Origin of the sequence: Methylobacterium sp. J-088 (assembly GCF_022829295.1) — a bacterium.
Classification (GTDB): Bacteria; Pseudomonadota; Alphaproteobacteria; order Rhizobiales; family Beijerinckiaceae; genus Methylobacterium.
On the sequence record NZ_JAKSYH010000278.1, the window covers coordinates 29,383 to 55,959 of the forward strand.

Below are 26,577 nucleotides of genomic sequence, written 5' to 3' on the forward strand. Positions count from 1 at the left end.
ATCATGCTCCGATCCGGCCGCCGAGGGCCCGCATGGTCGGGAGGAAGGTCGGGAAGCTCGTGGCGATCATCGCCCCGTCATCCACCGTCACCGGGTCCCGCGTGGCTAGACCCATCACCAGGAACGCCATGGCGATGCGATGATCGAGATAAGTCGCCACCGTGCCGCCCCCACGGGCCGCCGCCCCGTCGCCCTCGACCACCAGATCGTCACCCTCGACCGTGTGGCGGACACCGTTGGTCGCAAGGCCGGCCGCCACGGCGGCGAGGCGATCGGATTCCTTGACCCGCAACTCGTGCAGGCCGTTCATCCGCGTCCGGCCTTCGGCGAAGCTCGCCGCAACCGCCAGCACCGGATACTCGTCGATCATCGCGGGCGCGCGTTCGGCCGGGACGTCCACGCCCTTCAGGCGGCTCGCGCGCACGCGCAGATCCGCCACGGTCTCGCCGCCCTCGTCCCGCTCGGCGATGCGCTCGATCTCGGCGCCCATCTCGAGCAGGGTCGTAATCAGCCCGGTCCGCAGCGGGTTCATCATCACGCCCTCGATCACCACGTCGGATCCCGGCACGATCAGCGCCGCCACCAGCGGGAACGCCGCCGAGGACGGATCAGCCGGCACCACCACGTCGGTCCCGCGCAGGGTTGGCTGGCCGGTCAGCGCGATGCTGCGGCCGTGGCCCTCGGGTCCGTGCGACACGACTTCAACCGCGGCGCCGAACAGGCGCAGCATGCGCTCGGTATGGTCGCGGGTCGCCGCCGCCTCGATCACCGTCGTGGTCCCGGGCGCGTTGAGGCCAGCGAGCAGCACCGCCGACTTGATTTGCGCCGAAGCGGCCGGCGTCTCGTAGGTGATCGGGATCGCCTCCTTCGGCCCGCGCAGGGTCAGAGGCACGCGCCCGCCCTCTGCCTCGGTCAGGACCTGCGTGCCCATGCGGGTGAGCGGATCGAGGATGCGGCGCATCGGCCGGGATCGCAGGGAGGCGTCACCGTCGAAGGTCGCCGTGACAGGCTGGCCGCCGACCACGCCCATCATCAGCCGGGAGCCCGTGCCGGCATTGCCGAAATCCAGAACGTCCGCCGGATCGCCGAGGCCTCCTATGCCCACGCCCCGCACCCGCCAGCGCCCGGCGTCGAGGCGCTCGACACTGGCGCCCAGGGCCTTGGCGGCCGCCGCGGTACGCAGCACGTCGTCGCCTTCGAGCAGGCCCTCGACCCGGGTCTCACCCTCGCTGAGAAGGCCGAGGATCATCGCCCGGTGAGAAATCGACTTGTCGCCGGGCGGGCGCAGCCGTCCCCGCAGGGGCGTACCGGGTGATGAAGTCAGAGGCTCGGGAGGCGAATCGTGCGACACGGAATGTCCGTTCGTGCTCGAAGGTGGGCCGGGATCCGGCGCGTCGCGCAGCATCGCCGCGCCGCTGCAATCGGACCGTGAAATCGCGGTGCGGTTAACACGCGCACCAGCGTACGTCATCCACGCGATCTCCAGCATCGGATCCATGCCCTGGATCCTTGCACCGCCCCAGGGGCGCGACGCCCGGGACGCGGTGTGCCGGGTTCGATTGACAGAGGCGGCGCCCGCGACTAACGGGGCCGCTTCCCCGAGACATTAGTAGACGACGAGGTGTCCCCCCGTGGCCCGACCGGAACTTGGCTTAAAGCGCCAGTGCATGAGCTGCGGCGCGAAGTTCTACGACCTCGCCCGTGATCCCGCCACCTGCCCGAAATGCGGAGCGGTTTACCAGGCGGTCGCCACATCGAGCCGTGCTGCGCCTCCGGCGCTGGCGCGGGCCTCGAACACCAATGACGAAGAGGACGAGACGGACGAGAAGGGGCCGGAGTTGGTTTCCCTCGATGAGGTCGAGGCTGCCGAGGACGAGGCGGATCCTACGCCCGACGACGAGACGACCGAGGACGGGGATGCGGCCGAGGACGATACCTTCCTCGAGGAGGAGGATGCCGGCGACGACGACGTTTCCGACCTCATCGACGGCGATATCGAGAACGACGAAGAGAGTTGAGGCGGTCCCCGCCTCCCCCTCGAAAAAACCCCCGACGAAGGCGAAAAAAAGGGGTTGAGTCTGCGGCGCGAGCCGCCTATAGAACCGGCCTCGCCGGACGTTAGCCGGACGGCGAGACCCCCGCGGAACCCAAACCGCGGTGGATGAGAGTGGGGCCTTAGCTCAGCTGGGAGAGCGCTTCCATGGCATGGAAGAGGTCATCGGTTCGATCCCGTTAGGCTCCACCATCCTCCTCTCGCACGTTGTGGCCCGATCGGCTCTTTGTGCCTTGGTCCTCCAAAACATTATTGCTACGACCCCATTCTTCGCGAGGGAAGACCTTCTACCGGGTTAAATGCCCGAGCGGCAACGCCGTCGTGTATTTCACTTGCCCCAGCGCGAAGCTCGAGCGGATGTTGGCCACCCCTGGAATCCGGGTGAGATGGTCGAGCACGAGCCTCTGGTACTGGCCCAGATCCTCGACCACCACCCGCAGCATGTAGTCGGCCTCGCCGCTCATCAGGTAGCACTCCATCACCTCTGGACGGTTGCGCACTGCCTCGTCGAAGGCTTGAAGTGCCGCCTGCGTCTGCTTTTCCAGCGAGACATGCACGAAGACGTTGACCGCGAGTCCCAGGCTCAGCGGATCGACCACCGCGACACAACCGCGGATCACGCCGCCCTCCTTCAGGTCATTGACACGCCGCCAGCACGGCGAGGTCGAAAGCCCGACCTTCTCGGCGAGGTCTGCGATACTGATCTCGCTATCCTGCTGCAGGCGTTCGAGGATGCGCAGGGAGGCGGGATCCAGGGCAACAGGGCGATGGGGCATTCGTTCGCTCTCGTGTTCAGCGCCGGCAAATCATGCCGCTTAAGGGCGGATATGCGAAGCGTTCGGTCTTCTCTGTCGACGAATTGATGCGGTTGAAATGTCCTATCTTGGCGCCTGTTTGGGGCAAATGGACCGGAAACGCGAGGGTGTAGCCTGATCTTCAGCATGTCCAGCCGTCCGAGCGCCAGTATGATCCGGCGTATAAAGGGAGGCCGCGCCGATGAACGCCATACCGCCGAAAGCCACCGTCGCGCGGTCCGCAGAGGTCGATCACGACCCGGCGGAAACGCAGGACTGGCTGGCGGCGCTGGACTCACTGGTTCGCACGGAGGGCGCGGCGAGGGCGCGGTTCATCCTCGACCGGCTGGAGCGCCGCTCGAAGGAGATCGGCATCCTCGATGAGGCTCTGCCCTATTCGCCCTATCGAAACACCATTCCCCTGGAGAAGCAGCCGCGCTACCCGGGCGACCTCGATATTGAGGAGCGGCTGACCTCGATCATGCGCTGGAACGCGCTCGCCATGGTGGTGCGCGCCAACATGGCGTACGGCGAGTTGGGTGGCCACGTGGCGAGCTACGCCTCGGCGGCGGAGCTGTTCGAGGTCGGGTTCAACCACTTCTTCAAGGGCGGCCCGGACGGCGACCTCGTCTACTTCCAGCCGCACTCGGCGCCGGGCGTCTACGCCCGGGCTTTCCTGGAAGGGCGGCTCTCCGAGGAGCAGCTGAAGCATTACCGCCAGGAGATCGCCGGCGACGGCCTCTGCTCCTATCCGCATCCCTGGCTGATGCCGGATTTCTGGCAGGTCCCCACCGGTTCGATGGGCATCGGCCCGATCCACGCGGTCTACCAGGCGCGGTTCATGCGCTATCTCGGCCACCGCGGCCTGGCCGACACCTCCGCCCGGCAGGTCTGGGGCGTGTTCGGCGACGGCGAGATGGACGAGCCGGAATCGATCGGCGGCCTCGCGCTCGCCGCCCGGGAGAAGCTCGACAACCTCACCTTCGTGATCAACTGCAACCTGCAGCGGCTGGACGGGCCGGTGCGCGGCAACGGCCAGATCATCCAAGAACTGGAGAGCCTGTTCCGGGGCGCCGGCTGGAACGTCATTAAAGTGCTGTGGGGCTCGGAATGGGACGGGATCTTCGCCCGTGACACCAACCATGCCCTGCTGCGCCGTTTCGCCGAGACGGTTGACGGCAAGTACCAGACGCTGGGCGCCAAGGACGGCGCCTACAACCTCGCCCACTTCTTCGGCGAGGATCCGGAGGTGCGCGAGCTCGTCGCCCACATGTCGGACGCTGACGTGGACCGGCTAAAGCGCGGCGGCCACGATTTCCGCAAGCTCTACGCCGCCTTCGCGGCCGCCAAGGCCACGAAGGGTCGGCCGACCGTGATCCTGGCCAAGACCAAGAAGGGTTACGGCATGGGCGGCGCCGGCGAATCGCGCATGACCGCCCACCAGGCCAAGAAGCTCGACGTCGACGCGCTGCGCGCCTTCCGCGACCGCTTCGCGCTGCCGCTCTCCGACGCGCAGGTGGAGGGCCTGTCCTTCTACAAGCCAGCCGAGGACGGCGCCGAGATGCGCTACCTGCGCGAGCGCCGGGAGATGCTGGGTGGCGTGCTGCCGGCCCGCCGCCGCACCGCCCCGACCGTGACGGTGCCGCCGCTCTCGACCTATGCGGGCTTCGCGCTCGAAGCCGGCGGCAAGGAGATGTCGACCACCACCGCGGTGGTGCGCTTGTTCGGCAACCTCCTGAAGCACAAGGACCTCGGCCCCCGCGTCGTCCCGATCGTCGCCGACGAGGCGCGGACCTTCGGCATGGCCAACCTGTTCCGGCAGGTCGGAATCTACGCTCCTGAGGGCCAGCTTTATGAGCCCGAGGATGCCGGCTCGATGCTCTACTACCGCGAGGCCAAGGACGGGCAGCTGCTGGAGGAAGGCATCACTGAAGCCGGGGCGATCTCGTCCTGGACCGCGGCGGCCACGGCCTACAGCGTCCACGGCCTGTCGATGCTGCCGTTCTACATCTACTACTCGATGTTCGGGTTCCAGCGGGTCGGCGACCTGATCTGGGCGGCAGCCGACCAGCGGGCCCGGGGCTTCCTGATCGGCGCCACGGCGGGCCGGACCACACTCGGCGGCGAGGGCCTGCAGCATCAGGACGGATCGAGCCACATGCAGGCGGCGGCGATTCCGAACTGTCGCGCCTACGATCCGGCCTTTGCCTACGAGATGGCGGTGATCGTCGACCGCGGCGCCCGGGCGATGATGGAAGAGGGCGAGGACGCCTTCTACTACCTCACCGCCATGAACGAGAACTACGCCCAGCCTTCGATGCCGGAGGGCGCGGAGGTCGGCATTCTCAAGGGCATGTACCGTCTATCAGGGCCGGAGGGCGGTGCCGGTACGGTGCGCCTCCTCGGCTCAGGAGCGATCCTGCCGGAGGTGATCGCGGCGGCCGAACTCCTGGCGCAGGATTGGGGCATCACTGCCGAGGTGTTCAGCGCCACCAGCTTCAGCGAGCTGGCGCGCGATGCCCGGGAGGCCGAACGGCAGGCGATGCTCAATCCCGAGGCTGAGGCGCCGGTCAGTCACGTGGCGGCGTTGCTACCGGGATCGGCGCCGATCGTTGCGGCGAGCGACTACGTCCGGGCCTACCCGCAGTTGATCGCCTCCTATGTCGGCGCGCGCTTCGTGGCGCTCGGCACCGACGGGTTCGGCCGCAGCGACACCCGCAGCGCACTCCGCCGCTTCTTCGAGGTCGATCGGCAGCACGTGGCGATCGCCGCCCTGCACGCTTTGGCCGAGGCCAGAGAGGTGCCACGCGCCGCGGTCGCCGAGGCGATCCGCCGATACGGCATCGCCGCGGACGCTCCCGCGCCTTGGACCATCTGAGGCCGGGCCCCCGCCGTGGGGCCTCCATACGTCGCACGATTCCCCCGAACGCCCGTCCTACGGAAATTCACCCGCATGAGCGCCGCGCTGCAGATCGCCCTTCCGGATATCGGCGACTATCGGGACGTGCCGGTCATCGAGCTTCTGGTGAAGCCCGGCGACCGCCTCTCGGTGGACGACCTGATCCTCAGCATCGAATCCGACAAGGCGACCATGGAGGTCCCATCCCCGGTCGCCGGCGTGGTGCGCGAGCTTCTGGTCGCGGTCGGCTCGAAGGTCTCGGAGGGGACGCCGATCCTGATGATGGAGGCTGGTGGGGGGGGCGCTTCGGATCTAGCGCGCGCCCTCCCTACCCCCTTTGCGGGGGAGGGTGGCCCTCGCGTCAGCGAAGGGCGGGAGAGGGGAGCGATGGTTCAGGAAGGAGCTGAAGCCCTCACGACGGCCAAGCCATCGTCTGCGCCGTCGCTCCCCTCTCCCGATCCGCTTCGCGGGCCCCCCTCCCCCGCAGAGGGGGGAGGGAAGGACCTGCAACCGGCAGTGCCGCTCCCGGCATCGTCCGGCGACATGCATGCCAGCCCGTCCGTGCGCCAGCTTGCCCGCGAACTCGGCGTGGCCCTGGACAACGTGCCCGCCACCGGCCCCAAGGGACGGATCCTCCGCGAAGATATCCATACCTTCGTCAAGGCCGCCCTCGCTGCGCCGGCCTGGCAGCCGAGCGCGCCGGTCTCCGGGATCGGCGCCGGACTGCCGCCCTGGCCGGCGGTGGATTTCGCCAAGTACGGCCCGGTTCGGCGCGAGCCCCTGTCGCGGATCCAGACGCTCTCAGGTGCCAACCTGAGCCGCAACTGGCTGACGATCCCGCATGTCACGAACTTTGACCGGGCCGACGTGACGGAAATCGAGTCGTTCCGCATCGGCCTCAACGGGGAGTCGCGCACGCCGCCCGCAAAGGTCACCATGGTGACCTTCCTGATCAAGGCTGCAGCCTCCGCGCTCCGGGCCTACCCACGCTTCAACACGTCGCTCGAAGGCGGCGACCTCGTGCTCAAAGACTATGTCCATGTCGGCTTCGCAGTCGACACACCGAAGGGCCTGATGGTGCCGGTGGTGCGCGACTGCGACCGGAAGGGGATCATCGAGATTGCCACCGAAATGTCTGCGTTGACCGACAAGGCTCGGGCCGGAAAACTTTCGGGCGCGGACATGCAGGGCGGCAGCTTCTCGGTGTCGTCGCTCGGCGGTATCGGCGGCGACGGCTTCACGCCGATCATCAACGCCCCCGAGGTGGCGATCCTCGGCGCGGCGCGCTCGCGCATGGAGGCGGTTTGGGACGGCAAAGCCTTCCAGCCGCGCCTGATCCTGCCGCTGAGTCTGTCCTGGGACCACCGCGTGGTGGACGGCGTGGCCGCCGCCCGCTTCCTCGGACACGTGGCCTCGGTCCTGTCAGACCTGCGGCGCGCCCTCCTGTGACGGTCCTCGCCATGCCTGCGTTCCACGAGATCCGCGTCCCCGATCTGGGGGACTATGCAGACGTGCCTGTCATCGAGATCCCGGTGGCGCCGGGAGAGGCGGTCACCCGCGATCAGACGCTGCTGGTGGTCGAATCCGACAAGGCGACCCTGGACATTCCGTCCCCGGTGGCGGGACGACTGACGGAGATGCTGGTCGGCCTCGGCGATAAGGTCTCGGCCGGGACGCTGGTCGCGCGCATTGCCCTCGCCGACCGGGATGCCGAGGCACCCTCCCCCCTGCCGGCTCCCGCCCAAGACCCGGATGCGCAGTGCGACGTTCTGGTGATCGGCGGCGGACCCGGCGGCTACTCGGCCGCCTTCCGGGCCGCCGATCTCGGGCAACGGGTCATCCTCGTGGAACGCGATGCGACGCTGGGCGGCGTATGCCTGAATGTCGGCTGCATACCGTCCAAGGCCCTGCTGCACGTGGCGTCCGTCACCGAGGAGGCCCAGCGCCTCGCCGCCCATGGCATCAGCTTCGGCGCTCCCGCGATCGATCTGGACAAGCTGCGTAGCTTCAAGGTCGGGACCGTGCGCCGTCTCACCGACGGGCTTACCCAGATGGCGCGCCAGCGCAAGGTCACCGTGATCCGTGGGACCGCGCGCTTGACCGGACCCAAGACGGCCACTGTCGCCACACACGAGGGCGGCGAACGCAGCGTCGCCTTCGCCACCGCCATCGTGGCGGCCGGCTCCTCACCGGTCGCGTTGCCGATGTTGCCGGAGGATCCGCGCATCGTGAACTCCACCGGTGCCCTGGAGCTGCCGTTCGTGCCCCGCCGGCTGCTGGTGATCGGCGGCGGCATCATCGGCCTGGAGATGGCCACCGTCTACAGCGCGCTCGGCGCCCGGGTCGACGTGGTCGAACGGTTGCCAAACCTGCTGGAGGGCGTCGACCGCGACCTCGTGGTAATCTGGACCAAGCGCAACGCGCACCGCTTCGACCGCCTGCTGACTGGAGCCGCGGTGATTTCCGCCACCGCCGGCCCGGAGGGTATCGCCGTCACGCTGGCCGGCGAGGTGCAGGCCACGACCTACGATCTCGTGCTCCAGGCGGCCGGGCGCCGGCCGAACGGTGCGGAGCTCGGCCTGGAGGCTGCCGGCGTCACCGTGGAAAACGGGTTCGTGCCGGTCGACGCGCAGATGCGCACGAACGTGCCTAACATCCTCGCCATCGGCGACCTCGTGGGGCAGCCGATGCTCGCCCACAAGGCCGTTCACCAGGGCCACGTGGCTGCCGAAGTCGCCTCCGGGCACCGGTCCGGGTTCGATGCCGCCGTGATCCCGTCCGTGGCGTATACCGATCCGGAAATCGCCTGGGTCGGCGTCACCGAAACGGCAGCACGGGCGGCTGGCCGGGCCGTGGAGGTGGCGCGCTTTCCGTGGGCCGCCTCGGGTCGGGCCATCGCCAACGGCGCGGATTATGGCCTGACCAAACTACTGTTCGAGGCGGGAACCAAGCGTGTCGTGGGCGGCGCCGTCGTGGGGCCGAGCGCGGGCGACCTTATCGGCGAGATCGCGCTGGCCATCGAGATGGGGGCGGACGCCGTCGACATTGGCCGGACGATCCATCCGCACCCGACCCTCGGTGAGACGGTCGGTCTCGCCGCGGAGGCCGCCCTCGGCCTCTGCACCGACCTGCCACCGGTGGCCCGGCGGTAGCGGTTCCCGCACGGGCACATAGGGACTGGCGATGGCCCTGGGATGGACTCCGGACTGGCAGCGGCGTTAACGGCACGCCGAGAGCGAAGCGTCGATGAGGAATTTGCGTGTGGAGATGCCGTTGCTGGGCGGACGATCCCCGAGGCATCCGATCGTCGTCTCGGTTGCCCTTGTGGCCACGCTGGCGATGACCCTGCCGGGCCGAGCCATCGCTGAGGCCCCGATCGCCATCAACAAGCCAGCCAACGCCGAAGTCCTCGTCGCGGCTTTGCGCGACCGCATCCTCGGCTCCGACAGCGCAACGCTCGCCCTCGAAGGCTGGTGCGCCGAGCATCGGCTCGCCGCCGATCCGCATCTCGTGGCTTTACGCCTTCCGGGCCCGGACAAACCGCTGACCGCTGCGCAGCGCGCCCGGTTGGCGATCGGCCCGGATGAGCCGGTGCGCTATCGTCGGGTGCGCCTCGTTTGCGGCGAGCACGTGATGTCCGAGGCGGACAATTGGTACGTGCCGGCGCGGCTGACGCCTGAGATGAACGCCGTGCTGGACGGGACCCGCACGCCGTTCGGCCGGGTCGTACGTCCGCTCGCTCCGGTCCGCCGGACCGTCGAGGTCCGCGCCCGCCCGCCGGGCACAGCACCGGAGGATCCGTTGTTCGAAGTCGATGCGGTGCTCTCGACCGGAGCCGGACAGCCCTTCTGCGAAGTCGTAGAGACCTACCTGGGATCTGCCTTACCGACAGCGACGCGGTGAGGCTCGGGTATCCATCGGGGCGCATCAGCCTGCGATGGTTCAGGGCGCTCCGCCACGGCGAACGAATTGCGCGGTAACACCATCTGCGCCGGACCGCCCGCTTTGGCGTGATCCGGACGCGTCTGGAGCGGGCGAGGCTGCGAGCCCGATGATACAAACCTTGAGCAACGATCAAGCAGGCTCCGAGTCGGGCCGAACGAAAACAGCGGGAGGAACGGGCATGCGTTCGAGGCTTGGCCTTACGGCTTTGGTGACGGCCGCGGTCGGCTTTCTCTCGTGTACGGCACGGGCAGCCGATCCGGCGGGACTGTGGCTGACGGAGACCGGCAGCTCGCGCATCCGCGTCGCGCCCTGCGGCAGCGGCTATTGTGGAACGATCGTCAGCGCCCCCGGCAAGGCGCTGGACGCCAAGAATCCGGATCCGGCGCTGCGGACCCGCAGCGTCGTGGGCGTGCAGATCCTCGACGCCCGCCAGCAGGATGGTTCGGGCTATTCAGGCTCGCTCTACAACCCGAATGACGGCAAGACCTATTCGGGGTCCCTGCGCCTGACTGGCCCGAACACGCTTGAGGTTTCGGGCTGCGTCATGAGCGTTTTCTGCAAGCGCCAGAGCTGGACGCGAGTCAACTGAATCGCTGTCCGCCCTCTACCGCGTCGCAACAGCGCAGGATCGATTGTGCGCTAACGAAGTTGCCTGGGTCTGACAACGGTAGGATTTCTTATGACCCGGACACTGCTCGTCACCGTGCTGACGCTGGCTGCCATCGCGCCGGCCACCGCCCAAGTCCTGGAGACGCCGAATGGCGCTCGGGTCGGTGTACCGCCTGGCGCTCCTGGTGTGGTCAGCACGCAGTCCGGCACGACCGGCAACGACCCGTCGATCACCTATTCCCCGACAGGCCGCCCGGCCGATACGATCGCGACCGACTCGGCCGCCGCCGGCAACGCGAACCAGCCGTCGCGGGTCGCACCGCAGGGCGGTGCTGGCGGCGGCGGCAAGTAAGCCCTCGCCGAGAGCGCAATACGCTGGATCGTGTAGGCCGCACCGGAAACGGTGCGGCCTTGTTTGTTCAGGCCGCCGCGGTGAGGGCCTGCTCCACAGCGTCGAGGGCGGCTTCCGCGCCGGCCCCGTTGGGGCCGCCAGCCTGCGCCATGTCACGCCGTCCGCCGCCGCCCTTGCCGCCGAGCGCCCCGGCGCCGGCCCGGACCAGCCCAACCGCGTCGTAGCGCTCCGTCAGGTCGTCGGTCACCCCGACCACCAGGCCGGCCTTGCCATCGGGGCCGACACCGACCACCGCTACGATGCCGGACCCCAAACGCTTCTTCTCCTCGTCGACGATCGGCTTGAGGTCGCGCATGTCGAGGCCTTCGACCACCGACCGGCGGAACGCCACGCCACCGACCTCGGTCTGTTGCGCGCTCGACCCCGGGCCGCCCTCGCCGCCCATGGCGAGCTTGCGCCGGGTCTCGGCCAACTCACGCTCCAGGCGCCGCCGCTCGTCCATCAGAGCCGTCAGCCGATCGGGTGCCTCGGAGGCCGGGGCCTTGAGGATGCCCGCGAGCGCTGCCAGCGTGCGGGCCTCCGCGGCGCGATGATGCCGGGCCGCGTCGGCGGTCAGCGCCTCGATCCGGCGCACGCCCGCGCCCACCGCGCTCTCCGCCACAATGGTGATCGCGCCGATATCGCCGGTGCGCCCCGCATGGGTGCCGCCGCAGAGCTCGACGGAGAAGTTCTTCGGCCGCCCCTGCCCGGCTTGCGCATCGACCGGAAGGCCCATCGAGACGACCCGCACCTCATCGCCGTATTTCTCGCCGAACAACGCCCGCGCGCCCGACGCGATGGCGTCGTCCACCGCCATGAGTTTCGTGACCACCGGCGCGTTCTGCAGCAGCACCGCGTTGGCGATATCCTCGACCCGGACGAGTTCGTCGGCCTCGATCGGCTTCGGATGACTGATGTCGAAGCGCAGGCGCTCGTGGCTCACCAGCGAGCCCTTCTGGGCGACATGGTCTCCCAGCACCTGCCGGAGCGCCTCGTGCAGGAGGTGGGTCGCGGAGTGGTTGGCCCGGATCGCCCGGCGGCGGGCGTGATCGACCTTGAGCTCCACCGGCTGGTCGAGGCTCAAGCGCCCCTCCTCCACGGTGACGTGGTGGACGAACAGGTCTCCGAGCATCTTCTGGGTGTCGGTGACCCGCGCCCGCACGCCCTGCGCCAGGATCACGCCCGTATCACCCACCTGACCGCCCGATTCGCCATAGAAGGGCGTCTGGTTGACGAGGACGAGGCCGGTCTGGCCCGCTTCGAGGCCTTGCACCTCACCGCCGTCGCGCAGCAGCGCGGTGACGATGCCTTCGGCGCTCTCGGTCTCGTAGCCCAGGAACTCCGTCGCGCCGAGGCGGTCGCGCAGCCCGAACCAGACAGTCTCGGTCGCCGCATCGCCCGAACCCTTCCAGGCCTCACGCGCCGCCTGCTTCTGGCGCTGCATTGCCGCCGTGAACGCCTCGGTATCGACGCCGATGCCCCGGGCCTTCAACGCATCCTGGGTCAGGTCGAGGGGGAATCCGTAGGTGTCGTAGAGCGTGAAGGCGGTCTCGCCGGAGAGCTTGTCGCCCTCCTTGAGCTCGCGGCTCTCGGCGTCGAGGATCGACAGGCCCCGCTCGAGGGTCCGGCGGAAACGCGTCTCCTCCAGCTTCAGCGTCTCGGCGATCAGGCTCTCGGCCCGCATCAGCTCCGGGTAGGCTTGGCCCATCTCGCGCACCAGGGTCGGCACAAGCCGGAACATGGTCGGCTCACGGGCGCCCAGGATCTCGGCGTGGCGCATGGCCCGGCGCATGATCCGGCGCAGCACGTAGCCCCGGCCCTCGTTGCCCGGCAGCACCCCGTCGGCAACGAGGAACGAGGCGGCCCGCAGGTGGTCGGCGATCACCCGGTAGGAGGCCATCGTCGCGGGCTCGGGCGCCCGCGAGACCGCGTGAGCCACGGCATCGATCAGCGCCCGGAACAGGTCGGTATCGTAGTTCGAGTGCACGCCCTGGAGGATCGCCGCCATGCGCTCGAGGCCCATGCCGGTGTCGATCGACGGCCGCGGCAGTGGGTTGCGCGAGCCCGGCTCCAGCTGCTCGTACTGCATGAACACGAGGTTCCAGAACTCCAGGAACCGGTCGCCATCCTCGTTCGGAGAGCCGGGCGGCCCGCCCTGTAGTGCCGGGCCCTGATCGATAAAGATCTCCGAGCACGGCCCGCAGGGTCCGGTATCGCCCATCTGCCAGAAATTGTCGGAGGTCCCGATGCGGATGATCTTGTCGTCCGAGAGACCTGCAATCTTCTTCCACAGGCCTGCGGCCTCGTCGTCGTCGGCGTAGACGGTCACGAGGAGCCGGTCGGGCTTCAGCCCGAACTCCTTGGTGATCAGCGTCCAGGCCAGCTCGATCGCGCGGTCCTTGAAGTAGTCGCCGAACGAGAAGTTGCCGAGCATCTCGAAGAACGTATGATGGCGAGCCGTGTAGCCGACATTGTCGAGGTCGTTGTGCTTGCCGCCAGCCCGCACGCATTTCTGTGCCGTCGTGGCCCGGTCGTAGGCGCGCTTCTCCATCCCGGTGAAGACGTTCTTGAACTGCACCATGCCGGCATTGGTGAACATCAGCGTCGGATCGTTCTTCGGCACGAGGCTCGAAGAGGGCACGACCTCGTGCCCCGCCTTGGCGAAGTAGTCGAGGAAGGTCGACCGGATCTCGTTGACGCCGCTCATCAAGGCTGACTCTGGCAGGAACACGGGACCGGGCACCGCTCACCTTCGAGCGGCATCCGCATGGCGCCCTCTTAGAGCCGTTCTGGACCGGGTTGCAATCGGTGCCCGGCCTAAGTGCTTGCCGTCCCGTGCTCCCTGGCGATTCGCCGCTTCCGGCGTCGCATCTTTGGACGAAAATCGCGCCTTTCCCGCAACGACGCTCGGAATTGTGGTCTGAACCCGTGCCTTGAAGGCATCGGCCGCGAAAACACCGCGATTAGCCTCAGGACAGCCACAAGCGCGGCCGTGTTGTCGCCACATCTGTCAAGCGATGATGAACCCGTGGCGCCGTCAACAGCGCGGGGAATCGGATCAACGATGCAGGGCCGCACGGTCGGAACGTCGAAGGCCATCATGGGCAAGTCTGGCGCCGGGCATTTCGGCGCTCGCCGTGCCGACGTGATAACCGCGCAGCCGATGCTCGGCCGCGCACACGGCAGCGCTCCGGCCCTGGTCCGGTCGCTGATGACCGTAACGCTGATCGCCGGCGGTCTCAGCGCGGCCCTGATTGGCTCGGGTGTCGACCTCGGCAAGGTGGGGCTGTCGCCGGCCGTGTCCGTCGCGGAAGCCGCCACCGAGATCCCAATGCCCCGACCGCGCATCCACACGGTCGCGCTGGAAGACGAGCTGGATCGCACGCCGCTGCGAGCCTCGTCGAGCTTCGCCGCCGTGCATGACCTCGACACCGAGATCGGCTCGAATACGGTCGACCGTGTCTCCTACGACTTCCTGCTGTCCGAGAGCGCGACGGGCGATCCGAACGACATCCTCGAATTCGGCCCGATGAAGATCCGGCGCCACCTCGTGCAGACGATCGTGCGCGCCGCCCAAGCGGTCCAGACCGACCCGGTCCTGCTGATGGCGGTGGCCGACAAGGAATCGAGCTTCGTCACCGCGGTCCAGGCCAAGACCTCCTCGGCGACCGGCCTCTACCAATTTATCGAGCGCACGTGGCTTGGCGTGGTCCGCGACTTCGGCACCAAATACGGGATGGCGAAGGAGGCCGCGCTGATCACGGCCGACAGCAACGACCGGCCCGTCATCACCGATCCGGCCGAGCGGGCCCGGGTGCTCGAACTTCGCCGCGACCCCTACCTCTCGGCGCTAATGGCCGGCGAGATGCTCAAGCGGGACGCCGCCCGCATCGCGCTCCGCATCGGGCGCGAACTGACCCTGGGTGAGGTCTATCTCGCCCACTTCCTCGGTCCGGACGACGCCGAGGAGTTCCTGGCCAACGTGGTCAACAAACCCGCCGCCGCAGCGGCCGCGCTGCTCCCCGGCCCGGCCCGGGCCAACCGCTCGATCTTCTTCGCGGCCGGCCGATTCATCGGCCGGGGCCGGCACCGCAAGCCGATGAGCCTCTCGGTGGCCCAGGTCCACGAGAAGTTCGAGACGATGATGAGCAGCCGCGGGTCGCGCTACCAGAACGTGCGCGCCGTCTCGGGTGTCATGGCGTATGCGGATGCGGAGACCGCTACGCAGTAACGGGTCGGCGAGCCGGCGCCGGATTCCGCGTCGGCGCGCAACCACCGGCGGATTGCCGACTTTCCTCCTTGCGCGCCGCGCTTTCGTCCTGCGCGCGTGAAGACTTCGGGGGGAGTCCTTGAGGAAGCATCAAACGAGCGCACCCCTGCCGCTCACCGATACGCTCACACCGGGTATTCCGCTCGATCAGATCGGCAGGACACTCGCCTCGTTCTACGACGACCTCGTGTCTGAGGGCGTGCCCGAGCACCTTGCCGCCCTGGTTCGCCGCGTCCGTCAGACCGAGGCCGAAGAGCCAGCGCGACCCGAGGCTGGCGCCGCCGCGACGGCTGCGGTGCATGCGCGGCTCGCGCTTGTGGTCGAGGACGATCCCCAGATCCGCGCCCTGGCCGAGACGCTGCTCGAGGAGACCGAGCTCGACGTGATTGGCTGCGATAGCGCCGAAGCCGCACTCTTGGTCCTGCAGGCGCGTGGCGGAGACGTTGCCCTGGTCTTCGCCGATATTCGGCTAGCCGGCCAGATGGACGGTTTGCAACTCGCCCGGGCGGTGGCGACCCTCTGGCCCCGGGCGCGGCTGGTGGTGACCTCCGGCCACGATTTGCCCCGTCCCGACCTGCCGCAGGAAGCCGTTTTCATCGCCAAGCCGTGGCGTCCGCTCGACGTGCTGGTCGAGGCGGAGCGCGCGGCTGCCGAGCCTGCACCCCCTGTTATCTGACGCTTCAGCCTGTGGTCGTTCGCCGGCTTCGGTGCAGCTCTCCGTCGAACGAGCCCATCCCGCGAACCTGCGGGGCCCGGGCCTTGCATAACTCGATCGCGCGTTAATGGAGTCTGCAACGGCGCGCGCCGGAAGAGAGCCGCTTTGCCGATCCTATCCGTACAACACCGAACGACTTATCGGTACCGGCGCCCGGTCTCGTTCGGCGAGCACCGGATCATGTTCCGGCCACGTGACAGCTATGACCAGCGGTTGATCGAGGCGACCCTCGATATCGCACCGGAACCGGCCACGCTGCGCTGGCTGTTCGACGTGTTCGGCAACTGCGTGGCGGTGGCGACCTTCGACACACGGGCGGAGACTCTCACGTTCGCCTGCGGCATCACCCTGGAACACACGCCGGAGCACGCGCCAGTTTTCCCGCTGGCCCCGCACGCGACTCATTTTCCGTTCGGATACGGGGCCGAGGACATGCCAGACCTTGCCCGCTCTATCGAAAGGCAATGGCCCGATCCGCGTCACGAGGTCGATGCTTGGGCACGCAGCTTCCTGCCGGCAGACGGGCGCATTCCCACGCAGGAGTTACTGGCAGCCATGACCCGCGGCGTCCGGGCAAACTTCACCTATCTCGCCCGCAGCGAAAAGGGCGTGCAGGACCCGCTCACGACCCTGCGTGGTCGGCGCGGCTCGTGCCGGGACTTCGCCGTGCTGATGATGGAAGCGGTGCGTGCGCTCGGGATGGCAGCTCGGTTCGTGTCCGGATACCTCTACAATCCCCGCAACGACCGGGCGCGCCATGTCGGGGGCGGCTCAACCCATGCGTGGCTGCAGGTCTATCTTCCGGGCGCCGGCTGGGTCGAGTTCGATCCCACCAACGGGATCGTCGGAAACCGCGACCTGATTCGCGTGGCGGTGACCCGCGATCCCGCGCAGGCTGTGCCACTGTACGGCTCTTTCTTCGGTCTGGCCAGCGACGATCTCGGCATGCGCGTCGAGGTCGACGTCGTCGAACTGCCCGGAACGGGAGCAAATCCGGTCTCGACCGCCCCGATACTGCATCAAGGGTCCGCCCCCAGCCCGGCGCGTTGATCCAGGATCCCAAACGAACATGCGTGGCGACCCCGCGCGGAGAGCGATACAGCAAGGTGGCCGCGATGAAGATCAAGACGGGTTTCGATATCGCTTTCACAATGACCCAGCCGACCCCGATGATCTTGATGCTGAGCGTCCACCCGTCGCGGATGCCCGACGTACTGACGCCGCACGTGATCACTTTCGATCCGCCACTTCCGGTGCATGAGTTCCGGGACACCTACGACAATATCTGCCACCGCATCGTCGCGCCGCCCGGCCAGTTGACGGTCTCGGCGGATTTTACAGTCGCCGACAGCGGCGAGCCGGATGTTATCGAGCGCGAGGCGCGGCAGATCCCGGTGCAGGATTTGCCGGACGCCGTACTGATGTTCCTGCTTGGCTCGCGCTACTGCGACACCGACAAGCTGTCCCAGACGGCATGGTCGCTGTTCGGCTCCACGCCTGAGGGTTGGGCCCGCGTCCAGGCGATCGTCGACTACACGCACGAGCGCCTGCGCTTCGACTACCAGCGTGCCGACGCCACCCGTACCGCCCATGACGGCTTTATGCAGCGCGAGGGCGTCTGCCGCGACTTCGCCCATCTGGCCATCGCGCTGTGCCGGTGCATGAACATCCCGGCCCGCTACGCCACCGGCTATCTCGGCGATATCGGCGTGCCCATCGACCCCGCGCCGATGGACTTCTCCGCCTGGTTCGAGGCCTATCTCGACGGTCCGGCGGGCCCGCGCTGGTACACGTTCGACGCCCGCCACAATCGCCCCCGCATCGGCCGCATCGTCATGGCCCGCGGCCGCGACGCGACCGACTGCGCGATCTCGACCAACTTCGGATACGCCCATCTCGCCCGCTTCGACGTGCACACGGATGAGGTCGTCTGAGCGGACTGGCACGGGCGAGCGGGCCTGCGTATTCCGCCGCCCACTGAAATCGTGGCGGTTGTGTGGAACTGTCTGCCTATGCTCACGCTTGTAATGGCAAAGGTTATTGCACAGGTAGGCCACTCATGAAGACCACGGTCACCGCACTCGCCGCGCTGCTGGGCGCGACTGTTCTTGCCGCAACGCCGGCCCTCGCGGCTTCGTCCTACGATCCCTTCGGGACCGAGGATTCAAACTCGTATTATCAGGATCAGGGCCAGTACGGTTACCAGGGGACTTACGCCCCGGGTTACGGCCAGGGCGTGCAGGCCGCGCCGCAGGCGCAGGTCCAGCCGATCCCGCGCGAGGTCGTGGCGTTCGATGCGCCCTACGCCCCCGGCACGATCGTGGTGTCCACCGCCGAGCGCCGCCTCTATTACGTTATGGGCAACGGTCAAGCCCTGCGCTACGGCGTCGGCGTCGGTCGTCCTGGCTTCAGCTGGAGCGGCACCAACACCATCACGGCCAAGCGCGAGTGGCCGTCCTGGACGCCCCCGGCGGCCATGATCGCCCGCCGCCCCGACCTGCCGCGCTACATGGCCGGCGGCATCGAGAACCCGCTTGGCGCCCGCGCTATGTATATCGGCCGCACCGAGTTCCGCATTCACGGCTCGAACGAGCCGGACACCATCGGCCAGGCGGTGTCCTCGGGCTGCATCCGGATGACCAACGACGACGTCACGGACCTGTACGAGCGGGTCAAGGTTGGCGCCAAGGTCATCGTGCTGAACTGAACGGTCCGGCCTGGCTGACGCCGGGACCACCCTGAACGATTTGGCCGCGTCGCCTGAGCCGGGTGACGCGGCCAAACTTTTTCTACGGCACGACCCGGCCCACGGCCGTCTGCGCCGGGCTGAATGACGCGATCGGAAGATTGCAAAAGCACCGCACGCCCAGGGGCCGCGGACCGGGAAGCGGGCAAGAGAACGGCTTCGGCCCGGTGATGCCCTGTTGGATGGCATCGCAGTTGAAGCCCACAGGGGCCCGTTCCCGTCGGCGCGGCACCGGGCGGTACTCACCCCCGTAGCCGGACGGCGGCGCGCCGTAGGCCGGCTCTTCGACATATTGCGCGCGGGCCGCATTCCCAGGCAGCGCGGCGGCAAAGGCCAGCGCGGCGATTGTCAGACGGAAAGAATCACGCAGGCGCGTGCGACCGGAAACAACGGGGCGCATCCTTGAATCCTTCGCTCGATGCGGACCGACCTGTCCGCCGGGCGGATCTCGACGGCAATACCGGCGAAAACGAGACGGCCCGCCACCGGAAACTGGCAGCGGGCCGCAACATCATTGCACCGGGGCGATGTTAGTGATTGGCGCGCTCGGCGGCGTCCTGCACGTTCTGAGCTGTCTGCTTGGCAGCGTCCTGACCCTGCTCCATGGCCTTGCGGGTCTCGTCAGCACCCTGCTGCATCGCCGACTTGGCGCGCTCGGCACCCTGCTGCATCGCGCTCTGCGCCAAGCCGCTGAACTCCTTGGCCTGGGCCTGGATGGCGGCGAACTGGCTGCGCACGAACTCGGCCTGATGCTGCATCGCCTCCTGCATGTCGCGGGAGCGGACGAGCTTCTGAGCGAGATCAAAGGCCGCGTTAACGTTCTGCTCGGCATATTCGAAGCCGCGGGTGGAAACGTCACGGGCGTTGGTGCGCGCAACTTCCGCGGAGCCCTGCACTGTATCGGCCGTGCGACGGGCTGCACCGATGAAGCTGTCGAAGGCCTTGCGGGCCTGCTCGACGCTCTTCTCGGCCATGTCGCGCATCTCGGCGGGAACTTCGTAGTTCGGGGGATTGGCCATGTGTCGTCTCCTCTCGTGTCAGCCTGTGGATGGCTTGTTGTGCGCTGCACAATAACCGATTCGCTGCCATATGCCAGCCACGCCATCGGCGTTAAGGTTGACATAACGTAAACGTATGACGGTCGTTGCGAAGATTAAGCGCCGCGGCGACACAGCGTTTACAAAAGTGTGTCGGTCGTCGTCGTTTCTCACCGGGAGGAGCGTCGGATCGCGTAGGGGTTCGAGGTCGCGGGCTTTGGAGACGACACTGACACCGGCCAATCCGGAGCGTGGGCTCGGTCTCGCCACGGCTTTCGCGGCCTGGCGGCGACTGCCGAGTTTGTCGGCGGCCCTGGCCATGCCGGACCCGATCCATCTCGTCGTCGATGCGGCCGACGGGCGGATGCTTCACGCCTCCCCGGCCGCGCACGCCCTGTCCGCCGCGCTTTCCGGCCCCGGTCGCGCGGACTTATTCCGGCAGATCCTGTCGACGGCTCCGAACGACGATGCCCCCCGGCTCGCACGACTACGCCTCGATCCCCGCCGCATCGCGCCCCCGGTGCTCTGTTGGCTGTCCCGTGGGCACCGCGACGATGGCACGGACGCGATCCTGGTGATCCCCACGGCTCCCCTCGCACCGCGGACGCACCAGCGCCAACACAAGAGCGCGCCGGCACCGAAGCCGGCCCCGGTCGTCGTCCGCGATGATCGATTTCTGTGGCGGCTCGACGCTTCGGGTGCGGTGATCCAATTCGCGGGCCCGGATCTTCTGGCCGGACTCATCGGGCAACGGTGGCAGGATCTCGCGGCGGCTGGACGCATGTCGGGCGCCGACGGGGTTTTGGCGGCTCTGCGTGAGCGGCGGACCTTCCGAGGGGAGCCAGCGGTGCTGGATGCCGGCGCCGGTCCGTGCCGGGTCGAACTCTCGGGTGCACCGCTCGGCCGCGGTGAAGCCAGCGGTTCGGGCTTTGCCGGCTTTGGGCTGCTCCGGTCCGGACCCACGGCACCGCCGGTCGACCTACCGGAAGCGTCGCCGATCGACCTGCCGGAAGCGTCGCCGGTCGCGGACGCGCCACTCCCACCGACCGCAACCTCGTCCGCTCCACCCGAGCCCGCAGCGGTGACGCGCGAACCCGAACCGCCGCCCGTTGGCGAGCCGGAACCCATGGCGACCGCGCTTTCGACCGACGAGCATGCCGCGTTCCGTGAGATCGCCCGGGCCCTCGGAGCGCGCTACGCCGGCGATGAGGCGACGTCGGACGAAGCCCCGCCGAGGCCGGACGGCGGCGCCATCATGCCCTTTCCCGGTCCGCAAGCGGCCCCCCCGGAATCGCGGGACGGCGCAGGCCGCGCCGCCGCGTTCCCCGAGCTTCTGGCCGGGCTTCTGGTTCCTGTGATGGTGCATCGCGACGGTGTGATCCTGGCGGCGAATCGCAAGCTTCTGGAGTTGACCGGCGACGCTGACGGCGCGGCCCTGTCGGCGCGCGGGCTTGGCGCAGTGCTTCCCGGCGCACCACACAGGGCGGACGCGGATCCGGCGGCGCGACGGACCACCGTCACAGGCGCCGACGGGCACGTCCGGCCGGTCGAGATGTTGAGCGGCTCCTGCACCTGGGCGGGGGCGACTGCCGCATGCCTGATCCTGCGTCCGGTCGACGAGTCCGATGCCGCCACGGCCCTGGCCGCCGAGCGCCTCGACCGCACCGCTCAAGCCGAGCGGGCGACCGCCGCTGAGTCCGCGCTGGACGCGCTCGATACCGGCGTGGTGACCCTCGATCAGGCAGGGCGAATCATGTCGGTGAACCGCGCCGCCGCCCGCCTGTTCGATTGCGCGCCACGGGAGATCGTGGGTGGCAGCTTCGTCGCTCAGTTCGATCGGGACTGCGTGCTGACCGTCGCCGATGTCCTGCGTGGCGTTGTCCGGGGCCCCCGCCTTGTGACCCTCGCGGGCACACCCGTGAGCCTCGACGTCAAGGCTGCCGAGGGAAACAGCCACCGGTTCGCCATCGTCGAGCGGGCGAACCGTCTCCGCGCCCAGACGCCGACGGGCGCCTCGGATCGGGACCCCTCGAACGGCACCGGACCCGCGCTGATGCGCGCGGATCGCGCGTTCCGCGAACCGCTGACCGGTATGATCGCGCTCGCCGACGCGATGCTGAAGGAGCCCTTCGGCGCCCTGGGCGACGCGCGCTACCGGGCCTGCCTCGCCGAGATCAAGGCATCCGGCGACGCGATGCTCGAACGCGTCGGCAAGCTGCTCGACCTCGCGGCCGTGGAGGCCGGCGCCCTGCACCTCGAGCCGCGCACCCTCGATCTCAACGATGTCGTGGCGGGGTGCGTGGCGCAGCTCCAGGCCGAGGCGGCCCGCGGCCGCATCGTCGTACGTACGAGCTTTTCGTTGGATCTGGCGGAGCTGGAGGCCGATGAGCCGTCCGTGAGTCGCGCCGCTGCCCTTGTCATCGAGAATGCGATCCGGCGGTCGGCAGTCGGCGGCCAGATCATCGTGTCGACAGGTGCGGCCGAGCGGGCGGGCGTCGCGCTCCGGGTTCGCGATACGGGGGCGGTCGCGCGGTCCGCTGCCGACCGGGGCCGGGATGTCGAGGAGGGTCTGGCCCTGCCCCGCGCCCTGGTGGAAGCGAATGGCGGCCGCCTGCAGCTGTCGACGCCGGCGGAGGACGGCACGCTGGTGGAAATCATCATGCCGGCGCGTCGGGCGGCGGCGGGCTGAGAGCGCGTCCCAGACGCGACCGCGCGAGGCCTCGCGGCCTTGGCGTGGGCCGATCCGCGATTTCGAACCACTTCGCGCGCGCGGCCTGACAGCCCGACGGCGGCCTTCCACGCACCACGTTACATTGCGCCCAACTTATTTAGTGGATTCGAGGCTTTGCCGCGTGGATCGACGATGATATCGCCAGCGTAGAGTATACGGTACGTTACTTTGGAAGTCCTGGCTGCGCGGCATAGACCGCGATACGATCGGGCGCCAAGCAGGGATGGAAAGCCATGGACGGCAAGGTCATCGAGGTACAGGCAGCGTGGCGAGAGGGTGCTCACGTCGACGATGCAAAGTATCAAGACATGTACAAGGCGTCGATTTCCGATCCGGACGCCTTCTGGGCGGAGCACGGCAAGCGCATCGACTGGATGACGCCGTTCTCGAAGGTCAAGAACACCAGTTTCGAGCCGGGCAAGGTCTCGATCAAGTGGTTCGAGGATGGCACCACCAACGTCGCCTACAATTGCATCGACCGTCACCTCGAGTCCCGCGGCGACCAGACGGCGATCATCTGGGAGGGCGACAACCCGGACGAGTCCAAGCATATCACCTACCGCGAACTACACGCGCAGGTCTGCCGGATGGCCAACGTGCTGCGCAACCGCGGCGTCGGCAAGGGTGATCGCGTCACGCTCTACATGCCGATGATCCCGGAAGCCGCCTACGCGATGCTTGCCTGCGCACGGCTCGGCGCGATCCATGCCATCGTGTTCGGCGGCTTCTCGCCGGACTCGCTGGCCTCGCGCATTCAGGGCTGCGCCTCGAAGGTTGTGATCACAGCCGACGAGGGCCTGCGCGGCGGCCGCAAGGTGCCGCTGAAGGCCAATGTCGATGAGGCGATCAAGCGCATCGGCACCGATCTGGTCGACCACGTCATCGTCGTGCGCCGCACCGGCAGCCCCATCGCCATGGAGGCCGGCCGCGATGTCTATTACGACGAGGCGGCCGAGCAGGTGACCGACGCATGCCCCGCCGAGCCGGTCGAGGCCGAGCATCCGCTATTCATTCTCTACACCTCGGGCTCGACCGGCCAGCCGAAGGGTGTGGTTCACACGACAGGCGGCTATCTCGTCTACGCGTCGATGACGCACGAATACGTCTTCGATTACCGCCAGGGCGACGTGTACTGGTGCACGGCCGATGTCGGCTGGGTCACCGGCCACAGCTACATCGTATACGGCCCGCTCGCGAACGGCGCGACGACGCTGATGTTCGAGGGCATCCCGACCTACCCGTCGAATTCCCGCTTCTGGGAAGTGATCGACAAGCACAAGGTCAACATCTTCTATACCGCACCGACCGCGATCCGCTCGCTGATGGGCGGCGGCGAAGGTCCGGTGAAGAAGACCTCCCGGGCCTCGCTGCGGGTGCTGGGCTCGGTCGGCGAGCCGATCAACCCGGAAGCGTGGGAGTGGTACTACAACGTGGTCGGCGACAAGCGCTGCTCGATCGTCGACACGTGGTGGCAGACCGAGACCGGCGGCATCCTGATCACCCCGCTCCCCGGCGCCACGGCCCTCAAGCCCGGCTCGGCGACACGGCCGTTCTTCGGCGTGAAGCCCGAAATGGTCGATGCCGAGGGCAAGGTCCTGGACGGCCCCTGCGAGGGGAATCTCTGCATCGCGGATTCCTGGCCGGGCCAGATGCGCACCGTCTACGGCGACCACGAGCGGTTCGAGCAGACCTACTTCTCGACCTATACCGGCAAGTACTTCACCGGCGACGGCGCGCGGCGTGATACCGACGGCTATTACTGGATCACCGGCCGGGTCGATGACGTCATCAACGTCTCGGGTCACCGGATGGGCACGGCCGAAGTCGAATCGTCTTTGGTTGCCCATCCGAAAGTCGCCGAGGCGGCGGTCGTCGGTTACCCGCACAACGTCAAGGGCCAGGGCATCTACGCCTACGTGACCCTCAACGACGGCGAGGAGGGTGACGATACGTTGCGCAAGGAACTCGTGACCTGGGTCCGCAAGGATATCGGGCCGATCGCCTCGCCGGATCTCATCCAGTTCGCGCCGGGCCTGCCGAAGACCCGCTCGGGCAAGATCATGCGCCGGATCCTGCGCAAGATCGCCGAGGACGATTTCGGCTCGCTGGGCGACACCTCGACGCTCGCCGAGCCGGCCGTCGTCGAAGACCTGATCGAGAACCGGCAGAACCGCCCCTGATCGGGTCAGCCCTTCGCTGAGCACACGATGAGGCGGATGCCGGTCCGGCGCCCGCCCCCAACAAGAACCACGAAGCAACGCGATGAACCCGAGGGCCGGAGAGCCCTCGCGGGAGGAAACAGTATGAGCAGCGGAACGACACTCGGCGCTCGGGGACGCGCAGCGCCCCCGGGATCCGGCACCCTTGCGGCAGAGACCGATCCGCAGGTCGCGCGGATCGCCCGCACCCCGGAATTCCAGCAGCTCGTCCATGAGCGCACCCGGTTCGGCTGGATTCTCACCATCCTGATGCTGGTGGTGTATTTCGGCTTCATCGGCCTGATCGCCTTCGACAAGGCGCTGCTCGCCGTGAAGGTCGGCGGCACGGCCTCGCTCGGCCTGTTCATGGGCGTGTTCGTGATCCTGTTCGCCTTCGCGCTCACCGGCGTGTACGTGGCCCGGGCCAACACCCGGTTCGACGCGCTGAGCGACGCCCTCAAGCGGAGCGTTGGCCGATGAACCGCATCCTCCTCGGCCTGACGCTCGCCACCATCGCGGCGACCGCAGCTTACGCCGCCGGCCCCGATCTCGGCGCCGTGCAGCAATCGGCCACGAACTGGCCGGCCATCGGCATGTTCCTGTTCTTCGTACTGCTGACGCTGGGCATCACCTACAAGGCCGCCAAAGGCACCAAGTCGGCCGCCGACTTCTACGCGGCGGGCGGCGGCATCTCGGCCGGCACGAACGCGCTCGCGATCGCGGGCGACTACATGTCGGCGGCCTCGTTCCTCGGCATCTCGGGCCTGGTCTACACCTCGGGCTTCGACGGGCTGATCTACTCGACGGGCTTCCTGGTCGGCTGGCCGATCGTGCTGTTCCTGATCGCGGAGCGCCTGCGCAACCTCGGCAAGTTCACCTTCGCCGATGTAGCGAGCTTCCGGCTCGACCAGACCTCGATCCGCATCATCTCGGCGGTGGGCACCCTCGTGGTGGTGGCCTTTTACCTGATCGCCCAGATGGTCGGCGCGGGCAAGCTGATCCAGCTCCTGTTCGGCCTGCCCTACCTCTACGCGGTGATCATCGTCGGCGTGCTGATGATCGTCTACGTCGCGTTCGGCGGCATGAAGGCGACCACCTGGGTGCAGGTGATCAAGGCCTGCCTGCTGCTCGGCGGCGCGACCTTCATGGCCGGCGCGGTGCTGTACCGGTACGGCTTCAACCCGGAGACGCTGTTCGCCGCCTCCGTGCAGGTCCATCCGAAGGGCGACGCCATCATGGCGCCGGGCGGTCTGGTGTCGAACCCGATCGAGGCGATCTCGCTCGGCGTCGGCCTGATGTTCGGCACCGCCGGCCTGCCGCATATCCTGATGCGGTTCTTCACGGTCTCGGACGCGCAGGCCGCTCGCAAGTCGGTGTTCTACGCCACCGGCCTGATCGGCTACTTCTACATCCTGACCTTCATCATCGGCTTCGGCGGCATCGCCCTGCTGATGTCGGATCCGAGCTACTACAAGCTCGGCGCGGCCGGCACCTTCGACAAGCTGAAGGACATGATCGGCGGGACCAACATGGTCGCCGTCAACCTCGCCAACGCGATCGGCGGCCCGTACTTCCTGGGCTTCATCTCGGCGGTGGCCTTCGCGACGATCCTCGCGGTCGTCGCCGGCCTGACGCTGGCCGGCGCCTCGGCGATCAGCCACGATCTCTACGCCCAGGTGATCGCCCGCGGGCGCACCACCGACAAGCGCGAGGTCAACCTGTCGAAGATCTCGGCGGTGGTGATCGGCGTCGTGGCGATCTTCCTCGGCTACGTGTTCGAGAACCAGAACGTCGCCTTCATGGTCGGGCTCGCCTTCGCGGTGGCGGCGAGCTGCAACTTCCCGGTGCTGTCCATGTCGATCCTGTGGCGGGGCACGACCACCTGGGGCGCGCTGACTGGCGGCCTGGTCGGGCTGCTCGCTGCCGTGATCATGGTGGTGCTGTCGAAGGCCGTGTGGGTGACGACGCTGGGCAACCCGGCGCCGATCTTCCCCTACGACAACCCGGCTTTGTTCTCGATGCCGTTGGCCTTCGCAACGATCTGGGTCGTGTCCCTCATGGATAGGTCCCGCCGGGCCCAGCGCGAGCGGGCAGCGTTCGAGGCGCAGTACGTGCGCTCCGAGACGGGCATCGGGGCATCCGGCGCGCACGCACACTGACTCGACGCCGCCAGAGACGAGTATCGGAGG

General features: G+C 68.1%; 21 protein-coding genes and 1 tRNA gene. 17 read left to right on the forward strand and 5 right to left on the reverse strand.

Annotated features, from left to right (window positions below):
• Position 1: 1 nt before the first annotated feature.
• Entirely contained in the window at positions 2 to 1,351 is a 1,350-nt protein-coding gene (gene aroA / locus MKK63_RS30150) for a 3-phosphoshikimate 1-carboxyvinyltransferase (protein ID WP_244008085.1), read from the reverse strand.
• Between the two features lie 280 nt (positions 1,352 to 1,631).
• Between aroA and MKK63_RS30155 the strand changes: the two genes are divergently transcribed.
• A complete protein-coding gene (locus MKK63_RS30155) occupies positions 1,632 to 2,018 on the forward strand; it encodes a TIGR02300 family protein (protein WP_244008087.1) in 387 nt (128 codons plus the stop codon).
• 151 nt (positions 2,019 to 2,169) lie between these two features.
• Positions 2,170 to 2,245 (forward strand) — tRNA-Ala (locus tag MKK63_RS30160).
• Between the two features lie 95 nt (positions 2,246 to 2,340).
• Here the strand turns inward: MKK63_RS30160 and MKK63_RS30165 are convergent.
• Complete coding sequence (locus tag MKK63_RS30165; protein ID WP_244008089.1) at positions 2,341 to 2,829, reverse strand: Lrp/AsnC family transcriptional regulator; 489 nt, start codon at positions 2,827 to 2,829, stop codon at positions 2,341 to 2,343.
• A gap of 220 nt (positions 2,830 to 3,049) precedes the next feature.
• On the opposite strand from MKK63_RS30165, the gene mdeB reads away from it, so the two are divergent.
• The 6 genes from mdeB to MKK63_RS30195 all read left to right on the forward strand — a co-directional run bounded on the left by mdeB (position 3,050) and on the right by MKK63_RS30195 (position 10,652).
• Entirely contained in the window at positions 3,050 to 5,725 is a 2,676-nt protein-coding gene (gene mdeB, locus MKK63_RS30170; protein ID WP_244008091.1) for an alpha-ketoglutarate dehydrogenase, read from the forward strand.
• Positions 5,726 to 5,800: 75 nt separating this feature from the next.
• The gene (locus MKK63_RS30175) at positions 5,801 to 7,195 is read left to right on the forward strand and encodes a 2-oxo acid dehydrogenase subunit E2 (protein ID WP_244008093.1); all 1,395 of its coding nucleotides are present in this window, start codon (positions 5,801 to 5,803) and stop codon (positions 7,193 to 7,195) included.
• 11 nt (positions 7,196 to 7,206) lie between these two features.
• A complete protein-coding gene (lpdA, locus tag MKK63_RS30180) occupies positions 7,207 to 8,898 on the forward strand; it encodes a dihydrolipoyl dehydrogenase (protein ID WP_244008095.1) in 1,692 nt (563 codons plus the stop codon).
• Between the two features lie 94 nt (positions 8,899 to 8,992).
• The gene (locus tag MKK63_RS30185; RefSeq protein WP_244008097.1) at positions 8,993 to 9,649 is read left to right on the forward strand and encodes a hypothetical protein; all 657 of its coding nucleotides are present in this window, start codon (positions 8,993 to 8,995) and stop codon (positions 9,647 to 9,649) included.
• Positions 9,650 to 9,869: 220 nt separating this feature from the next.
• Positions 9,870 to 10,280 (forward strand): DUF2147 domain-containing protein, encoded by a 411-nt coding sequence (locus tag MKK63_RS30190; protein WP_244008099.1) that lies wholly within the window; start codon positions 9,870 to 9,872, stop codon positions 10,278 to 10,280.
• Positions 10,281 to 10,370: 90 nt separating this feature from the next.
• The gene (locus MKK63_RS30195; RefSeq protein WP_244008101.1) at positions 10,371 to 10,652 is read left to right on the forward strand and encodes a hypothetical protein; all 282 of its coding nucleotides are present in this window, start codon (positions 10,371 to 10,373) and stop codon (positions 10,650 to 10,652) included.
• Positions 10,653 to 10,719: 67 nt separating this feature from the next.
• On the opposite strand, the gene alaS is transcribed toward MKK63_RS30195, so the two are convergent.
• Positions 10,720 to 13,398, reverse strand: a complete 2,679-nt coding sequence (gene alaS / locus MKK63_RS30200) for an alanine--tRNA ligase (RefSeq protein ID WP_244008102.1) — start codon at positions 13,396 to 13,398, stop codon at positions 10,720 to 10,722.
• A 357-nt stretch (positions 13,399 to 13,755) separates the two neighbouring features.
• Here alaS and MKK63_RS30205 point away from each other — a divergent pair, with 357 nt between their 5' ends.
• The 5 genes from MKK63_RS30205 (at position 13,756) to MKK63_RS30225 (ending at position 18,383) form a co-directional block, all read left to right on the forward strand.
• Positions 13,756 to 14,922, forward strand: coding sequence for a transglycosylase SLT domain-containing protein (locus tag MKK63_RS30205; RefSeq protein WP_244008103.1), 1,167 nt, complete (start codon positions 13,756 to 13,758; stop codon positions 14,920 to 14,922).
• Between the two features lie 118 nt (positions 14,923 to 15,040).
• The gene (locus tag MKK63_RS30210) at positions 15,041 to 15,637 is read left to right on the forward strand and encodes a NepR family anti-sigma factor (protein WP_244008104.1); all 597 of its coding nucleotides are present in this window, start codon (positions 15,041 to 15,043) and stop codon (positions 15,635 to 15,637) included.
• Positions 15,638 to 15,781: 144 nt separating this feature from the next.
• Positions 15,782 to 16,726 carry a transglutaminase family protein gene (locus MKK63_RS30215; RefSeq protein WP_244008106.1) on the forward strand — a complete coding sequence of 315 codons (945 nt, stop codon included), beginning with the start codon at positions 15,782 to 15,784 and terminating at the stop codon, positions 16,724 to 16,726.
• Between the two features lie 65 nt (positions 16,727 to 16,791).
• Positions 16,792 to 17,610, forward strand: a complete 819-nt coding sequence (locus MKK63_RS30220) for a transglutaminase-like domain-containing protein (RefSeq protein ID WP_244008108.1) — start codon at positions 16,792 to 16,794, stop codon at positions 17,608 to 17,610.
• A 125-nt stretch (positions 17,611 to 17,735) separates the two neighbouring features.
• Entirely contained in the window at positions 17,736 to 18,383 is a 648-nt protein-coding gene (locus tag MKK63_RS30225; protein WP_244008110.1) for a L,D-transpeptidase, read from the forward strand.
• Positions 18,384 to 18,465: 82 nt separating this feature from the next.
• On the opposite strand, the gene MKK63_RS30230 is transcribed toward MKK63_RS30225, so the two are convergent.
• Entirely contained in the window at positions 18,466 to 18,822 is a 357-nt protein-coding gene (locus MKK63_RS30230) for a hypothetical protein (RefSeq protein WP_244008111.1), read from the reverse strand.
• A 130-nt stretch (positions 18,823 to 18,952) separates the two neighbouring features.
• A complete protein-coding gene (locus tag MKK63_RS30235) occupies positions 18,953 to 19,441 on the reverse strand; it encodes a phasin (protein WP_244008113.1) in 489 nt (162 codons plus the stop codon).
• A gap of 235 nt (positions 19,442 to 19,676) precedes the next feature.
• Here MKK63_RS30235 and MKK63_RS30240 point away from each other — a divergent pair, with 235 nt between their 5' ends.
• The 4 genes from MKK63_RS30240 to MKK63_RS30255 all read left to right on the forward strand — a co-directional run bounded on the left by MKK63_RS30240 (position 19,677) and on the right by MKK63_RS30255 (position 26,547).
• Positions 19,677 to 22,148: a PAS domain-containing protein gene (locus MKK63_RS30240; RefSeq protein ID WP_244008115.1), complete on the forward strand. Its 2,472-nt coding sequence runs from the start codon at positions 19,677 to 19,679 to the stop codon at positions 22,146 to 22,148.
• A gap of 275 nt (positions 22,149 to 22,423) precedes the next feature.
• Complete coding sequence (gene acs, locus MKK63_RS30245) at positions 22,424 to 24,370, forward strand: acetate--CoA ligase (protein WP_244008117.1); 1,947 nt, start codon at positions 22,424 to 22,426, stop codon at positions 24,368 to 24,370.
• A gap of 123 nt (positions 24,371 to 24,493) precedes the next feature.
• Positions 24,494 to 24,868, forward strand: coding sequence for a DUF485 domain-containing protein (locus tag MKK63_RS30250; protein WP_244008119.1), 375 nt, complete (start codon positions 24,494 to 24,496; stop codon positions 24,866 to 24,868).
• Positions 24,865 to 26,547, forward strand: a complete 1,683-nt coding sequence (locus tag MKK63_RS30255; protein WP_244008121.1) for a cation acetate symporter — start codon at positions 24,865 to 24,867, stop codon at positions 26,545 to 26,547. The genes MKK63_RS30250 and MKK63_RS30255 overlap by 4 nt, the downstream gene beginning before the upstream one ends.
• The last annotated feature ends 30 nt before the right edge of the window (positions 26,548 to 26,577 follow it).

Bases quoted from the DNA above. Each gene is read 5' to 3' on its own strand.
- MKK63_RS30175 (WP_244008093.1), top strand. From the start codon at position 5,801: ATGAGCGCCGCGCTGCAGATCGCCCTTCCGGATATCGGCGACTATCGG.
- lpdA (WP_244008095.1), top strand. From the start codon at position 7,207: ATGCCTGCGTTCCACGAGATCCGCGTCCCCGATCTGGGGGACTATGCA.
- MKK63_RS30220 (WP_244008108.1), top strand. From the start codon at position 16,792: ATGAAGATCAAGACGGGTTTCGATATCGCTTTCACAATGACCCAGCCG.
- alaS (WP_244008102.1), bottom strand. From the start codon at position 13,398: ATGAGCGGCGTCAACGAGATCCGGTCGACCTTCCTCGACTACTTCGCC.
- MKK63_RS30185 (WP_244008097.1), top strand. From the start codon at position 8,993: ATGAGGAATTTGCGTGTGGAGATGCCGTTGCTGGGCGGACGATCCCCG.
- MKK63_RS30250 (WP_244008119.1), top strand. From the start codon at position 24,494: ATGAGCAGCGGAACGACACTCGGCGCTCGGGGACGCGCAGCGCCCCCG.
- mdeB (WP_244008091.1), top strand. From the start codon at position 3,050: ATGAACGCCATACCGCCGAAAGCCACCGTCGCGCGGTCCGCAGAGGTC.
- MKK63_RS30255 (WP_244008121.1), top strand. From the start codon at position 24,865: ATGAACCGCATCCTCCTCGGCCTGACGCTCGCCACCATCGCGGCGACC.
- MKK63_RS30195 (WP_244008101.1), top strand. From the start codon at position 10,371: ATGACCCGGACACTGCTCGTCACCGTGCTGACGCTGGCTGCCATCGCG.
- acs (WP_244008117.1), top strand. From the start codon at position 22,424: ATGGACGGCAAGGTCATCGAGGTACAGGCAGCGTGGCGAGAGGGTGCT.
- MKK63_RS30205 (WP_244008103.1), top strand. From the start codon at position 13,756: ATGCAGGGCCGCACGGTCGGAACGTCGAAGGCCATCATGGGCAAGTCT.
- MKK63_RS30190 (WP_244008099.1), top strand. From the start codon at position 9,870: ATGCGTTCGAGGCTTGGCCTTACGGCTTTGGTGACGGCCGCGGTCGGC.
- MKK63_RS30230 (WP_244008111.1), bottom strand. From the start codon at position 18,822: ATGCGCCCCGTTGTTTCCGGTCGCACGCGCCTGCGTGATTCTTTCCGT.
- MKK63_RS30235 (WP_244008113.1), bottom strand. From the start codon at position 19,441: ATGGCCAATCCCCCGAACTACGAAGTTCCCGCCGAGATGCGCGACATG.
- MKK63_RS30225 (WP_244008110.1), top strand. From the start codon at position 17,736: ATGAAGACCACGGTCACCGCACTCGCCGCGCTGCTGGGCGCGACTGTT.
- MKK63_RS30165 (WP_244008089.1), bottom strand. From the start codon at position 2,829: ATGCCCCATCGCCCTGTTGCCCTGGATCCCGCCTCCCTGCGCATCCTC.